Consider the following 13,992-nt stretch of genomic DNA (forward strand, 5'->3'; position numbering starts at 1 on the left):
CGTCCACGACGGCCGACCGGAGAACCAGCCCCCACGTACCTGCGGCAGATACGCCACGGCCTCCGCGGCAGATCTGCCGCACAACGTTCGGCAAATCTGCCACACACAAGGATTTGACCTCTTCTTCGCACGCCCCTCTGACCCAGTGGCCGATGCAGCAATCTAGATTGCATCCCTAACTAGCTTGCTTTACCTTCTAGGTAGCACTGCACCTAGGAGTCCCCGATGTCCTTCACTCCCGTGACGCTCGTCCTGTCGGCCGCCCTCGTCTGCCACCTCGCCGTCGTCAGCCCCCTGCTCGGCAAGCGCTCCTACGACCGGCTGGCCCGCACCCGCGACCAGGACCCCACGGTCTACCGCCGGATGAGCACGCTGTGGTCCGCCGAGTTGTGGGCGCTGGCCGCCGCGGCGCTGCTCATCGTCGCGGTGGAGCCGAACCTCGACGCCGCAGGCATCGGCCTGGTCATCAGGGAGCCGCCGGCCGACACCCTGGGAGCGGTCGTCGGCTTCCTGTGCGCGGCTTCGGTCGGCGTGCTCGTGTTCCAACGACTGGCGGCCGGCGGGAAGTCCGTCCCCGGCCAGCAGGCCGTCGCACATCTGCTGCCGCGCACCGCAACCGAGCGCTGGTACGCGGCGGGCCTGTCGGTGACCGCCGGCGTCACCGAGGAGATCGTCTACCGGGGACTGCTCATCGCGGTCGGCACGGGCGCGCTCGGCCTGAACAAGGAGGCGGCCGCGTTCCTTGCCCTGGTGGTGTTCGTCGCCGGCCACCTCTACCAGGGATGGCGCGGCATGCTCATGGTCGCCCTGATCGGGCTCGGCCTGACCGTGCTCTATCTCAGGACGGGCAGCCTGCTCCTGCCGATCCTCCTGCACGCCCTGATCGACCTTCGCGGGCTGCTGCTCTCCCCGCGGCCGCGGCGTGAACTAGTCGGTCAGGCAGGCTAGATAGGATCGCTACCGTGACGAGCGACCGACGCGCGAGCTGGCTGAAGGGCGTGCTCGACCTGATGGTCCTCGCCAGCCTGACGGCCGGTGAGAACTACGGATACGAGATCGTCAAGGACCTCGCGGAATCCGGCCTCGGCCAGATCAAGGGCGGCACCCTCTATCCCGTGCTCAACCGGCTGGAGGAGGCGGGCCTGGTCGCCGCGGAGTTCCGGGTGACCGAGCGGGGACCCGGCCGTCGTTACTACCAGCTCACCGACCTCGGCAGGCGGACGCTCGCCGAGCAGGGCGGGCTGTGGCTGAGCTTCGGCGAGTCGGTGCGCACCGCGCTGATCAAGGGCGGCGTCGAGCCCGCCCCACGCGGAGGGGGGCCCGGTGAGCGGTGAGACGGCACAAACGGCCGGCGCCTACTTCGACGAGCTCGCCGTCCTCCTGGTTGAGGCGGGCATGCCCGCCGACCGGGTCGGCGCCACGCTGGACGAGCTCGCCGGCTACCTCGCCGAAAGCGGCGGCGACCCCGAGGAGGAGTTCGGCCAGGCGGCCGAGTTCGCCCGGGAGCTGACCGCGTCTCCGGCCGCCGAACCCGCCGAGCCCGCCGCCGACACCCAAATCTGGCGCTGGACCGCCGACCTGTTCCACGACGTCAAACGGCTCAACGAGTACGGCGCGCAGGGCTGGGAGGTCGACACGGTCGACGCGAAGGGCCTGTTCGTCTGCATCCGCGATCCCGAGCACCCGCAGCAGTGGGAGTACCGCAGAGAGCTGATCGCACCCGGCCGCCGGGCACAGGTGCTCGGCCGGCTCGCCCCCGATGGCTGGGAACCCTGCGGCACGTGGGTGCGCTTCGAGTACTTCAAGCGTCCCAGGGCCGCCAGCATGGGCCCCGCCGCGGAGCTGGCCACCCCTCCGGGGAAACCGCGCCGCAGCCTCTTCCTCAGCCCCGGGTTCTACGGCCTCGTCGCCGTCATGCTCACGCTGGCGGCGACGACACTGCTGACGCGGCTCGGCGACCTGGACGACGGCCTCGACACCATCGCGGGCCTGCTGTGCGGCGCGGCCGTGGGCGCACTGGTCTCGATGGTCGCGGTGTGGCTGGCCGCCCGGCGGCGCGACAGGCGCTGACCTCGGCGGCTCACCCGAGAACGCGTCAGGCCGGAACGTCCAGCACGGATTGGACGGCCACGCACGGATCCGTTTCCGGCGACGCCTCGTGGATCCTCGTCGCCGCGAGCGAGGCGATCCGGTGGAAGGCCGCCCGCTCGGCAGGCGAAACTCCGCCCAGGACACGCTCTTCCACGGCGGCGACCCGGCTGTCCGCCTCGGCCAGCACCCGCCGTCCGCGCTCGGTGGCGACGATCCGGCGCGCACGACGGTCCTGGGGATCGAGCTGCCTCTCGACGAGGCCGGCTTCGACGAGGTCGTCGAGGAGGTAGACGAGGACGGTGCGGTCGATCGCGACGAGTTCGGCCAGCTCCTTCTGCCTCTTCGGCTCGCCGTCCGCGACGGCGGACAGGACGTGGTAGCCCCTGCTGGTTCCCGGCATGCCCCGGAGCACCTCGTCGACTTCCTCCTGCCACCTGCGCAGGACCATGCCGAGGGACCAGCCCAAGTTGGCGACTGCGGGACGGTCTCCCGCCGGGAGTGCGTTCGCCGGGTCTTCTACCATCCCTCAAGGCTACCAGGAATGTGCTGTGCCACAGATATGTTGACGCCAATCACAATTGGCGGCCGGGTGCACCGGGCGAAACGACCTCCCGAACCCCGAAGATGTATTCCCGGTTAATCGACGCGTACGAAATAACGCGGGCCTCGATCTTCCGTATTAGCGGACATATTCTGAAAGAGAATTCATGCGACAAAGGCGCCGACCCTTGGGAGAGCATTCGTGCGACCGAACGCCGGTGACATCCACAGTGTCGCCTTGACGGGCAAGCCTCCCCGCAGACGTTTCGGCATCCGCATCGCGTTCACGCAACCCGCGTTGCGCGTCTCCTACATCTCCGTCACCGGCGACGACGGGGACGACTGGATCTGTGTCCTTCCGCTCGACAAGGACGTTCTGGGCACCCGGCTCAACCCCAACGACCTGGTCTGGGTCCCCGTGGGCAACGTCGGCGCCCACCTGTCCTCCGTCGACCAGGCGTCCTACGACGTGATCTACAAGGTCCTCCACGGCGAGGACCCCCGGTACCCGTGGATCGAGGCGGAGTTGTCGGACCACGCCGCCCCTCCGCCCCGGACCGGGCCCGAAGGCCCGGAAAGATATCCCGCAATGCGCGAGGCGCTGGGCGACCTCATAGAGGAATGAGTCAGCGGCGGACCAGGGACGAATAATCCTTGAGCGTGATGTCGGTGGCAAACTTGTCCGTCATCTTCATCATGAGCTTGAACAGGAAGCCGGCCTTGAAGACCCGGTTGCGCATCCGGATCCGGCCGCGCGTGCTCGGAGCGAGGAACCCGCCCGCGTTGCCGCTCTTGGCGATCTTGGCGTAGCCGCGGAACTCCTCCTCGTAACGCCGGAAGGCGACACGGTGGTCTCCCCCGGCCTCGGCGAGCTCGCCGGCCAGCACGTACGCCCCCACCATGGCCAGCCCGGTGCCGAAGCCGCCCAGCGTGTTCCCGTACGCCGAGTCGCCGAGCAGCACGACGCGGCCCTTGGCGTAGTGGTCCATCCGGACCTGGCTGATCGAGTCGAGATAGAGGTCGTCCGCCTGCCGCACCGCCTCGATGACGGCGGGGGTCCGCCAGCCCATCCCCGCGTAGGCGTCGGCCACGATCCGCTTCATCTCCTCGGCGTCGTACCGGTCGTAGTCGAGCGGCGGCGAGGCGAAGACGAAGAACGCCGGGGCGGACGGCCCCCCTACGGAGACCAGCCTGCCGGGCTCGTTGTACATCGCGGGCCGCCCGAAGTCCTGGCTGACGCCGGCCAGCGCGTAGTAGTAACCGAGGAAGCGGACGTAGTCGGTCTCGGGGCCGAACGCCAGGCGGCGGACGTTGGAATGGATGCCGTCCGCGCCCACCACCAGGTCGAAGGTGCGCGGTGCGCCGCGCCCGAAAGTGACGTGCACGCCGCTCGCGGTCTCGGTGAGTGAGGTGACGGAGTCGCCGAAGACGTACTCGCATCCGGCGGCGCGCGTCCTCTCGTACAGCAGGCGGGACAACTCGCCGCGCGGGATCTCCACCTCGCCGCCGCTGAACTCGGCGGGCATCACCGCCAGCGTGCGGTCGTCCGCGTCGACGATCTCCTGGTCGGTCCCGCCGGTCTGCAGGCGCCGTACGTCGTCCAGGATGCCCATGCGCTCCAGGACCGTGAGGTGCGTCTCGCCCTTGAAGTCCACGGCCTGGCCGCCGAGGCGCGGAGCGGGGGCCTTCTCGACCACGGTGACGCTGAAGCCGTAGCGGCCGAGCCAGAGGGCCAGTGCGGGGCCGCCGACGCCGGCGCCGGAGATCAGGATGTTGGTGTTCATGTCACCGAGGCTCGCGGCGCGCGCTGACAGTCCGGAGACAACCCGCTGACGGTCACGACAGCGCTGTCAGCGCGCCGTCCCTGTCCAGTGCCGCACCCCTGGCGAAGGCCGACGCGAACGCCTCGGATCCGATGACCTCCGTGGCGCCCGCGGCGATCCCGGCCACGTCCCAGTCCCCGGTGACGGCCATGCCGCGCAGCGCAACCGCCACCCCGAGCAGGAACGCCGCCCGTTCGGCCGCCCCTTCGAGCAGGGCGAGACCGGCCTCCCCCTCGGCGAGGCCGGCGAGATCCATCGCCGGCATGGCGTGGGCCCCCGCGCGCACCTCGGCGTGACGGAGCCTGGCCTCCTCGAGGTCGCCTTCCGCCTGCGCCAGCCGTCCCAGCCCGGACAGCGCCGCCAGCCTGATGCTGTCGCCGACGTACGTGCCGGGACCGACGCCGGCCAGCGACTCCGTATAACAGGCGCGGGCCTCCGTGTGCTCGCCCCGGAGGCGGGCCAGGTCGCCCCGGCCCAGCGCGACCAGGGACCAGCGGTGCGACCTGCCCGTTCTGCGCTCGATCTCGGCCGCGCGCCGCAGGTCCGCGTCGGCCGCGGCGAAGTCGCCCTCGCGCAGCAGCCCGCCCGCCCTCTGGCAGAGCACGTCCACCACCTCGTCCAGCGCGCCGAGCTGCTCGTGCAGGTCCAGGGCCTGCCCCCACAACAGTCGGGCCCGCGTCCAGTCACCCCGCCAGCTGGAGATCGTCCCCAGCCACTCCAGCCCCTGCGCCGTGCCCCATCGCTCGCCCACCGAACGGAAGCTCCCCAGGGCCGCCTCAAGTTCCCGCTCGGCCTCGGCGAGCCTGCCGTCGAGCAGGTGCATCGTCCCCTGCCCCAGCATCGCCATGGCCCGGCTCCACGGGTCGGCGCCGAACTGCCGCATCCTGGCCGAGCCCTGCTCCGGCGGCCCCGCGATCATTCCCCACATGACCGCCGCGAACGGGTGGCGCAGCTCACGGTCCAGCGAGCGCATGATCTCCTCGGCCCGCGCCCACTGCGCGGGAGAGGCGTCCGGTACGGCCTGCAGCACGCACAGGACGTACTCCTCCTCCAGCCCCGGGGGTGGTTCGGGTGCGCCGGCGCCGAGCCGCCCGAGTCGCTCGAGCAGGCCGAGCGCCGACGAGGCCGCCTGCCCGCGCCGCCCGCTCAGCCACCAGTACGCCGACAGGGCGGCGATGAGCCGCAGCGCCGTCTCCGGGCCGGCCTGTACGGCATGGCGCAGCGCGGCCTCGAGGTTGCTGTGGTCCGCCGACAGCCGCGCCAGCCAGTCGAGCTGCTCGGCCCGGCGCAACCACGGGTCTGCGCGTTGCGCCAGGTCGAGGAAGCAGGCCGCGTGCGCGTCGCGCAGCCGTTCCTCCTCCCCCGCGTCCGACAGCCGCTCCGCGCAGAACAGACGGATCGTGTCGAACATCCGGTAGCGTCCGCCGCTCACCTCGATGAGGGACTTGTCCACCAGGTCGGCCAACACGTCGGCGGGGCCGCAGACCCGTTCCACCGCCTCGATCGAGGCTCCTCCGGAGAAGACGGAGAACCGCCTGGCCATCGCCTGCTCCTCCGCGCCGAGCAGGCTCCAGCTCCACTCCACCACCGCGTGCAGGGTCTGGTGGCGTGCCGCCGCGGTGCGGTCGCCGCGTGACAGCAGCGCGAACCGGCCGTGCTCGTTCAGGCGGGCGGTGATCTCCTCCACGGTGAACGACCGCACCCTCGCCGCGGCCAGCTCGATGGCCAGTGGAGACCCCTCCAGGGCCGCGCAGATCTCGACCGCCTCGGGCCGCATCTCGAAGCCCGGTCGCACCGCGGCGGCCCGATCCGCGAACAGCCGTACGGCGCCGTAGCCGAGCGCCTCGCCGAGTTCCGTGCCCGGCGGCGGCACGGCCAGCGGCGGGAGGGGGACGAGCGTCTCCCCGGTGAGCCCGAGCGGCTCGCGACTCGTGGCCAGGACGGCCAGTCCCGGACAGCCGTCGAGCAACCGGCGCACGAGGACCGCGGCCGGTGCGATCACGTGCTCGCAGTTGTCCACGATGAGCAGGAGCTCACGATCCGCCAGGGCGGCCGCGACCCGCTCGGCGGCGTCGCTCTGGCCGGGATCCGGCGACCGCAGGCCCGTCTCCCGCAGCCCGAGCGCGCTCAGCACCGCCTGCGGGATCTGCCCGCCGTCGTCGAGCGGGGACAGGTCCACGAAGCAGACGTCCCGCCCGCGGCGGCGAGCGGCCTCGACCGCCAGCCGGGTCTTGCCGGAGCCGCCGGGGCCGGTCAGGGTGACCAGCCGCGCGTCCCGCAGCGCGTCGATCCGGTCCAGCTCCGCCTCGCGGCCGACGAAGCTGGTCAGCCGCGCCGGGAGACCGCGGCCCGCGGCCCGGCCGCGTGACGGTTCGCCGCGCAGGATCGCCACGTGCAGCGCCGCCAGCTCGGGCGAGGGATCGACGCCGAGTTCCTCCGCGAGCAGCCGCCTCCCCTCGTCGAACACGGCCAGCGCCGCCGCCTGCCTGCCCTCGGCGTGCAGCGCCCGCATGAGCTGGCCGCGCATCCGTTCTCGCAGCGGGTTGGCCTCCACCAGGTGCCACAACTCGGCCGTCGAGGTGCCTTCGGGCAGGGCGAGCTCGGCTTCGACCAGGTCTTCCCGTGCCGCCAGCCGTACCTCCTCCAGGCGTGTCACCTGCGACGGCGCGAAGGGCGCGTCGGCCACGTCCGCCAGCGCGGGACCTCGCCACAGCCCGAGCGCGTCCTTCAGCGACCTCGCGGCGCGCTCGTGGTGACCCGCGGTCAGGAGCCTGCGCCCCTCCCGGGCGAGCCGCTCGAAGCGATGGACGTCCACGTCATCGGGGTCGACCGCGAGCCGGTACCCGGCACCGTGGAACTCGATCAGGTCGGCGGGCAGGTTGCGGCGCAGGCGGGACACGTGGGCCTGGATCGCGTTGGCCGCTCCCGCCGGCGGATGGTCGCCGTACTGGCCGTCGACGAGGCGCTCCACACCCACGAGCCGGCCGGCGTCGAGCAGGAGCAGCGCGAGGAGGGCGCGTGGCCGCGGCCCGCCGACGGAGATCGACTCCCCCGCGGACGTCCGGACCTCCAGCGGCCCCAGGATGCCGAACTGCACGAGACCGATTCTGACCCATGCGCGGTGGATCGCGGTGATCAGCTTGAAGATATACACAAGAGCTCTTGTACAAGGAGTGTTGTACGACTAAGGTGACCGCATGCCTGATCGCCCTATTCGCGAAATCCGCGACTCGAAGGTGCTCGCCGCGATGTCGCATCCGCTGCGCCGGCGTCTGCTCGACGTCCTGCGCGTCGACGGCCCGTCGACGGCGTCGGTGCTCGCCGACAGGACCGGGCAGGCCGTCGGGAACATCAGCCATCACCTGAAGGTCCTCGCGGCGAGCGAGCTCGTCGAGGAGGTGCCCGAGCTCGCGCGCGACCGCAGGGAACGCTGGTGGCGCGTGGCGCCGGCCAGGACCGACTGGTCTCCGTCGGACTTTCCGGACGACCCCGTCGCCGAGGCCGCCGAGTCACTGGTCCTCGAACGGCAGACCGCCATGGCGAGACAGTGGTTCGCCGAGCGTGACGGTTACCCGGAGCCGTGGCGGCGGGCGGCGTTCACCTCCGACCACTGGGCGCGGCTCTCGGTCGCGGAGCTCGCCGAGCTGGAGGAGCGGATCCTCGATCTGCTGGCGTCGCTGGCCGACCGGGAGATCCCCGACGACGGGCAGGAGCGCATGACCGTCTTCCTGACCGTGCGGGCCGTCCCGGGCCGGCCGTGACCGCGCCGCCGACGGCGGCCCCGCGCGGTGAACTGCTGCGCATGCGGGACTTCCGGCTGCTGTGGGCCGGCGAGACCACCAGCATGCTCGGAAGTGCGGTGGCCGGCGTGGCCCTGCCCCTGGTCGCGGTGGTGACGCTGCACGCGAGCACGCTCACCGTCGGGCTGCTCACCGCGGCCGCCTGGCTCCCCTGGCTGCTGATCGGGCTGCCCGCCGGCGCGTGGGTGGACCGCCTGCCGAAACGGCCGATGATGCTGGCCTGCAACTCCGTCTCCATGGTGGTGTTCGCGAGCGTGCCCATCGCGGCCTGGCTGGGCGCGCTCACGATGACGCACCTTCTCGTGGCGGCCACCGTGGGCGGGGTCGCGAAGGTGTTCTTCACCCTCGCCTACCGGGCGTACCTGCCGTCCCTGGTCGGAGGCGAACGCCTGCTCGAGGCCAACACGAGGCTCCAGGGCAGCGAGTCGGCCGCGCAGATCGCAGGCCCGGGGCTGGCCGGCCTGCTCGCGCAGGCGTTCGGCGCGGTCAGCGGCGTGCTCGCGGACGTGGTCGGCTTCGCGGTCGCCGTCCTGTGCGTGCGCTCCGTACGCGCCCGGGAGGCACGGCCGGACAGGACGGAGCGACGGCGGCTGGTCGCGGAGATCCGCGACGGACTGCGGTTCGTGACGCATGACCCCTACCTGCGCACGCTCACCACGTTCAGCGCGATGTCGAACATCGCGCTGATGGGCTTCAAGTCCATCCAGGTCGTGTACCTCTCCCGGCATCTCGGCGCGGGGCCCGGGCAGATCGGCGTCGTGCTGGCGCTGGCCGGGGCGGGCGGCCTGTTCGGCGCGGCGCTGGCCGGCCGCGTCGCCGGGCGGTTCGGCACGGCACGGGGATTCCTGCTCTGCGAGATGTTCGCCGCGCCGATGATGCTGCTCGGGCCGATCGGCGACGGCGGCGTCGGCCTGGTCCTGTTCACCGCCGCGGGCGTGGGCGCCGACGCGGGCTTCGTCGCCTCGAACATCCTGACCGGCACCTTCCGCCAGCAGTACTGCCCCGCCGAGCTGTTCGGGCGGATCACCGCGAGCACCTCGGCGCTGAACTACGGGGCGATCCCCCTCGGCGGGCTGCTCGGCGGCGTGCTCGGGGAGACGATCGGCGTCCGGGAGACCCTGTGGCTGATGGCGTCCGCCCAGGTTCTCTCGGTCGTCATCCTGCTGTTCGGCCCGATCCGCCGACGCCGCGACTTCCCGCCTCCACGCGGGTCAGGCGCCCCGGCGTAGCCGGCGAAGCCGGCGGGCCAGGTCGGGGATGTCGTCCAGTTCGCCCTTGGCCAGGGAGACGACGACACTCTCCGCCTCGTCCACATCCTCGTAGTCCAGGATCTCGCCGTTGTCTTCGAGAAACGCGACGGCGGCGGCCCACCCGAGTCGTTTGTTGCCGTCCACCAGCGGGTGGCCGAGAACGATGCTGTGCATGAGCGCGGCCGCCTTCTCCCACAGGTCCGGGTAGGCGTCCTCACCGAACACCGACGTTTGCGGACGCAGCACCGCCGCATGCAACTGGCCGCCGTCGCGCAGGGCGACAGTCGGCAGAACGGCGCCGGCGAGAGCGAGGATGTCGTCCGTCGTGGGGAAGGACGTCATCGGGCGAGACGATCCAGCAGTTCCCGATCGCGTTGCGCGATCTTCCTGCCCATCGACTCGTAGCGCTCACGCCGACGCCGGGCGATGTACTCCTCGATCGCGACGACCATCGCGGAATTGACGCTCTGCGCATCGCCACCGGCGATCTGCTTGATCTGCTCGTAGGTCTCGTCCGGGAGACGCAGTCGGGTCTCAGCCATACTTCACACGGTACCGCTTTCCGGTACCACTTCTTGACCCCATCCCTCTGGCCTAGCCTTCTGCCGCCTCGATGGCGGCGACGACCGCGTCGGCCGTGAGCGGGAGATCGCGTACGCGCACCCCGATGGCCGCGGCGACCGCGTTCGCGATGGCCGCGGCGGTCGGCCCCTGGGCCGCCTCTCCCGCTCCCACCGACGGGGCGCCCGGCGTCTCCACGATCTCCACGAAGACCTCGGGCGCCTCGCTGAACCGGAGGATCGGGTAGCTCTCCCAGTCGTCGCTGGTGATCCGGCGCCGGTCGAAGCGCACCCGCTCCTTCAGCGTCCAGCTCGCGGCCTGGGTGGCGCCGCCCTCGATCTGGTTGCGCACGCCGTCCGGATTGACGACCCTGCCGACGTCGACGGCGATGGTCAGGCGGCGGAGCCGGATGTCGCTCTCGGCCTCCACCTCGGCGATCACCGCACAGTAGGCGCCCTTGTCCTTGTAGCGGGCGAAGCCGAGGCCGAGGCCCACCCCCTCCTCCATCGGAGTCTCCCAGCCCGCCGACCGGGCGGCGGCCTCGAGGACGCTCCGCGCGCGGGCGTCGCCGAGATGCCTGAGCCGGTACTCCAGCGGGTCGGCCCCGGCGGACAGGGCGAGCTCGTCCATGAACGACTCGATCGCGAACACGTTCATGTACGCGCCCAGGGCGCGCATCGCCGAGGTGCGGATGGGCGTCTCCAGCAACCGGTGGCCGGTGACGCCGCGATCCGGGAAGTCGTAGATCGGCACGCCGTTGCGCACCGTGCCCGCGCCGGCGGCCGCCGGAGGGTCGCCCGGCGCCGGGTAACTCCAGGGCTGTTCGAGGTAGGCGCCCGCGAGCAGGCCGGGCACCCCGAGATAACCGGGCCTGCTGGTGTGTCCCTGGCTCCACACGTCGTACCGCCAGGACAACACCGACCCCGACTCGTCGACGACAGCCCGCACGTCGGCGGTCATCGCGGACGCGAGCGGCGACCAGGCGAGCTCGTCCTGCCTGCTCCACTGGACCTGCACGGGCCGTCCGGGCACCTCGCGGGCCAGCAGGACGGCGTCGAACGCCGCGTCGTCGGCGCCGTTGTGGCCGTAGCAGCCGGCGTTCTCGGCGTGCTCGACCTCGATGCGCTCCGCGTCGATGTCCAACGCCTGGGCGATCGCGGCGCGCAGACCGTGGATGCCCTGGCTGTGGCTCCAGACGGACAGGGTCCCGTCGTCGTTCCAGCGAGCGATCCCGCAGCTCGGCGCCATCGACCCGTGAGCGAGGAAGGGCCTGCTGTACGTCGCCGAGATCGTGCGTCCTTCGGGTTCGGGCCCCTCGGGGGTCAGCACCTCGACGGTCTCGTGCGGCCCGGATCGCAGGAAAGCGGACAGGTCGTCCTCGTCGGGCAGCGAGTCGGACTCCTCCCAGGTCGTCGCGTCCCCGAGAACCTTCACGGCACGCATCGTCTCGGCCTCGTCCGCTCCCACCACGCCGACGAACGAGCCGTCCCTGACCAGTCGAACGTCCAGGTCCGCGAGCCGGCTCTCGTCGACGCGCAGCAGCCTCGCCTCCGGCGACGGCGGGCGCAGAACCCGCCCGGACAGCTGCCCCGGCAGGGCGAGGTCGTGGATGTACCGGGGGCGACCGGCGATCTTGTCGGGAAGGTCCAGACGGGCGGCGCTCATGCCGACCAGGACCGAGCGGTCGCCGCTGGTGAGCGGCGCGCCGGGATCGGCCGCCACGTCGAGGTCGACCAGTCCGGCCAGCTCGCCGTACGACACGGCACGCTCGTCGCAGCGGAACACGCCCTGCCGTACGGTGACCCGGTCGGGGTCGACGTCCCAGCCCCGGGCCGCCTCGGCGGCGAACTTCGCCCGGACCTGCGCGCAGGCCGCCCGTACGGCGGACCCCGAGTGGATGATCGACATGCTCCCGGAGGTCTGGCCCTCGTTCGGGCCGCGTGCGGTGTTCGCCGGCGGCATCCGGACCTGCTCGATGTCGACGCCGAGCTCTTCCGCGGCGATCTGCGCGAGGGCGGTGAGGATGCCCTGGCCGAGCTCGACCTTCCCGACGCGAACGTCGATCGTCCCATCGGAGTGGACCGTCACCCAGCGCGACAGGACGGGGTTGGCCGCCAGATCCTGAGGGAGCGTGGGCGTCGCGACGATCTCGCGCTGGACGGTCATTCGGCGTCCTCCGGTGTCACATGGCAGGGTCCCTCGCAACGCGCCTTCAGCACGGCACGCACCACGCGGCGCTGCACGCCGCAGCGGCACAGGTTCCGGTCGAGCGCCTGCACGACGGTCGCCTCGTCCGCGTCGGGATTCGTGTCGAGGAGGGTCGCCGCGTTCACGATGATCCCGGAGACGCAGAAGCCGCACTGGGCCGCCTGCTCGTCGAGCAGCGCCTGCTGCACTCGGTGGAGGCCCTCCCCCGGCTCCAGCCCCTCGACGGTGACCACGCTCCGGCCCTCCGCCGACCACATGGGGGTGTCACAGGCCGCCACGACCTGGCCGTCCATCCGCACGAAGCACGCGCCGCACAGGCCGAGCCCGCAACCGAAGCGGGTGCCCTTGAGACCCAGGTCGTTGCGCAGGGCATGGAGCAACGACGTGTCCGGATGCGTCTCGATCCGGACATGCTCCCCGTTGACGGTGAGCTCGAACGCCTGCGTCATTCAATCGGTCCTTCGAAAACCTCGGGATGCCTGGACAGCTCGATGCGGGTGCGCCGGATGTGGCCGGCGAGATGCCGCTCGGCGTCGACGGAGTCGCGTCGCTCCATCGCGTCGAGCAGCAGCCGGTGTTCCGCGTTGATCACCCATCGCCGGCTCGACCCGCTCACCTTCATGAAGGCCCTGCGGTAGTGCTGCGTGGAGTTCCACAGCCGGACGACCATCATCGAGAGCTGGTCGACCTGGCAGCCGGTGTAGGTCATCAGATGGAATTCACGGTCGAGCGTGAGGAACTCGCTGATGCCGGTGTCGGCCTCGATCCGCCCCTGCAGCCGGTCGAGCTCACGGAGATCCCTCCCCGACAGGTTCGGGATGCTCTCCGTGAGCGCGAGCGGCTCGAGCCGCTCACGGATCTTGTAGATGACGTTCAGGTCCTGCATGGACAGCGACGGCACCCTGGCGCCCTTGTTAGGCAGGTGCTCCGTGAGCCCCTCCGCCTCGAGGATCCGCAGCGCCTCCCGCACCGGCAGGCGGCTGGCGCCGAGCCGTTCGGCCACGTCCTCCTGGCGGATGCGCTCGCCGGGCCCGATCTCCCCGCTGAGGATCGCGGTGCGCAGATAGGCGGCGACGCGGTGACTCGCCGCGTGGTTCTGAATGCCGCTCACCGTTCCCTGGGCCTGTACTGGCACGACTGATCCTCTTACCTGTCGGAGTCCGTGTGGCCGGTCCTATCGAGCCGGGAGGCCCGGGGCCGCGGCGTCCTTCGCCTGCTTGTCGAAGGCCTTGCCGCCGGGGTACGAGACGAGCTCGAACTGCATCCCCCAGGGGGTGAGGAAGTACACCCACCGCTGGCCCTCGCTCGGTCCCCTGCTGGCCGTCGGGTCGCCGAGCATCGTGACCCCCTTGCTCACGAGGTACTCGACCGCGGCGTCCAGGTCGTCGACGTACAGCGCCACATGGTGGCCGCCGATGTCGCTGTTCCTGGGCATCACGGCGTTCTGGTCCGGCGCGGAGTACTCGAACACCTCGAAGATCGCCTGCCCGCCGCAGCGGAAGAAGTGCAGCTGCCGCATCACCGCTCGGGGGTGGACGTTGAGGTGCTCGGACATCCACTCGCTGTCGTCATGGCGGTAGGGACCCAGCGTGTACATGTACTCGCACCCGAGCACATCGACGAGGAACCTGCTCGCCTCTTCGAGGTCCGGCACCGTGAAACCGATGTGGTCCACGCCGCTCAGCCCCGGAAGTCCCACGTTCATCCTGAAACTCTCCA

15 protein-coding genes are annotated in these 13,992 nt (G+C 71.3%); 6 read left to right on the forward strand and 9 right to left on the reverse strand.

Translation table 11 applies throughout. From position 1 onward, the window contains the following. Window positions 1-225: 225 nt before the first annotated feature. The 3 genes from Pph01_RS12750 to Pph01_RS12760 all read left to right on the forward strand — a co-directional run bounded on the left by Pph01_RS12750 (window position 226) and on the right by Pph01_RS12760 (window position 2,070). On the forward strand, window positions 226-948 hold the full coding sequence (locus tag Pph01_RS12750) for a CPBP family intramembrane glutamic endopeptidase (protein WP_204073268.1): 723 nt from the start codon (window positions 226-228) through the stop codon (window positions 946-948). A gap of 62 nt (window positions 949-1,010) precedes the next feature. Beyond that, a complete protein-coding gene (locus tag Pph01_RS12755) occupies window positions 1,011-1,334 on the forward strand; it encodes a PadR family transcriptional regulator (protein WP_204073464.1) in 324 nt (107 codons plus the stop codon). Next, window positions 1,324-2,070 (forward strand): hypothetical protein, encoded by a 747-nt coding sequence (locus Pph01_RS12760; RefSeq protein ID WP_239116645.1) that lies wholly within the window; start codon window positions 1,324-1,326, stop codon window positions 2,068-2,070. Before Pph01_RS12755 ends, Pph01_RS12760 begins: the two co-directional genes overlap by 11 nt. 25 nt (window positions 2,071-2,095) lie before the next feature. Here Pph01_RS12760 and Pph01_RS12765 read toward each other — a convergent pair whose 3' ends face one another. Further along, window positions 2,096-2,614, reverse strand: coding sequence for a MarR family winged helix-turn-helix transcriptional regulator (locus Pph01_RS12765; RefSeq protein WP_204073269.1), 519 nt, complete (start codon window positions 2,612-2,614; stop codon window positions 2,096-2,098). Between the two features lie 219 nt (window positions 2,615-2,833). On the opposite strand from Pph01_RS12765, the gene Pph01_RS12770 reads away from it, so the two are divergent. Next, on the forward strand, window positions 2,834-3,256 hold the full coding sequence (locus Pph01_RS12770; RefSeq protein ID WP_204073270.1) for a hypothetical protein: 423 nt from the start codon (window positions 2,834-2,836) through the stop codon (window positions 3,254-3,256). A 1-nt stretch (window position 3,257) separates the two neighbouring features. Here Pph01_RS12770 and Pph01_RS12775 read toward each other — a convergent pair whose 3' ends face one another. Then, complete coding sequence (locus Pph01_RS12775; RefSeq protein ID WP_204073271.1) at window positions 3,258-4,415, reverse strand: FAD-dependent monooxygenase; 1,158 nt, start codon at window positions 4,413-4,415, stop codon at window positions 3,258-3,260. Window positions 4,416-4,467: 52 nt separating this feature from the next. Continuing rightward, entirely contained in the window at window positions 4,468-7,608 is a 3,141-nt protein-coding gene (locus tag Pph01_RS12780; RefSeq protein WP_239116646.1) for an AfsR/SARP family transcriptional regulator, read from the reverse strand. A gap of 43 nt (window positions 7,609-7,651) precedes the next feature. Here Pph01_RS12780 and Pph01_RS12785 point away from each other — a divergent pair, with 43 nt between their 5' ends. Together Pph01_RS12785 and Pph01_RS12790 are read left to right on the forward strand one after the other, a co-directional pair. After that, entirely contained in the window at window positions 7,652-8,215 is a 564-nt protein-coding gene (locus Pph01_RS12785; protein ID WP_204073272.1) for an ArsR/SmtB family transcription factor, read from the forward strand. Beyond that, window positions 8,212-9,483 (forward strand): MFS transporter, encoded by a 1,272-nt coding sequence (locus Pph01_RS12790; RefSeq protein ID WP_204073273.1) that lies wholly within the window; start codon window positions 8,212-8,214, stop codon window positions 9,481-9,483. Before Pph01_RS12785 ends, Pph01_RS12790 begins: the two co-directional genes overlap by 4 nt. Here Pph01_RS12790 and Pph01_RS12795 read toward each other — a convergent pair. From Pph01_RS12795 to Pph01_RS12820, 6 genes are read right to left on the reverse strand one after another with little or no spacing between them, the layout of a single operon-like run. Next, the gene (locus Pph01_RS12795; RefSeq protein ID WP_204073274.1) at window positions 9,466-9,846 is read right to left on the reverse strand and encodes a type II toxin-antitoxin system death-on-curing family toxin; all 381 of its coding nucleotides are present in this window, start codon (window positions 9,844-9,846) and stop codon (window positions 9,466-9,468) included. The genes Pph01_RS12790 and Pph01_RS12795 overlap by 18 nt on opposite strands. Further along, a complete protein-coding gene (locus Pph01_RS12800; RefSeq protein ID WP_203881494.1) occupies window positions 9,843-10,046 on the reverse strand; it encodes a CopG family transcriptional regulator in 204 nt (67 codons plus the stop codon). The genes Pph01_RS12795 and Pph01_RS12800 overlap by 4 nt, the downstream gene beginning before the upstream one ends. Window positions 10,047-10,098: 52 nt before the next feature. Continuing rightward, a complete protein-coding gene (locus Pph01_RS12805; protein ID WP_204073275.1) occupies window positions 10,099-12,231 on the reverse strand; it encodes a xanthine dehydrogenase family protein molybdopterin-binding subunit in 2,133 nt (710 codons plus the stop codon). Further along, the gene (locus Pph01_RS12810; RefSeq protein ID WP_204073276.1) at window positions 12,228-12,722 is read right to left on the reverse strand and encodes a (2Fe-2S)-binding protein; all 495 of its coding nucleotides are present in this window, start codon (window positions 12,720-12,722) and stop codon (window positions 12,228-12,230) included. The genes Pph01_RS12805 and Pph01_RS12810 overlap by 4 nt, the downstream gene beginning before the upstream one ends. Further along, window positions 12,719-13,408, reverse strand: a complete 690-nt coding sequence (locus Pph01_RS12815) for a GntR family transcriptional regulator (RefSeq protein ID WP_204073277.1) — start codon at window positions 13,406-13,408, stop codon at window positions 12,719-12,721. The genes Pph01_RS12810 and Pph01_RS12815 overlap by 4 nt, the downstream gene beginning before the upstream one ends. Window positions 13,409-13,447: 39 nt before the next feature. Continuing rightward, a complete protein-coding gene (locus Pph01_RS12820) occupies window positions 13,448-13,978 on the reverse strand; it encodes a VOC family protein (protein WP_204073278.1) in 531 nt (176 codons plus the stop codon). Window positions 13,979-13,992 lie beyond the last annotated feature (14 nt).

The sequence above is a fragment of the Planotetraspora phitsanulokensis genome (genome assembly GCF_016863295.1).
Classification (GTDB): domain Bacteria; phylum Actinomycetota; class Actinomycetes; order Streptosporangiales; family Streptosporangiaceae; genus Planotetraspora; species Planotetraspora phitsanulokensis.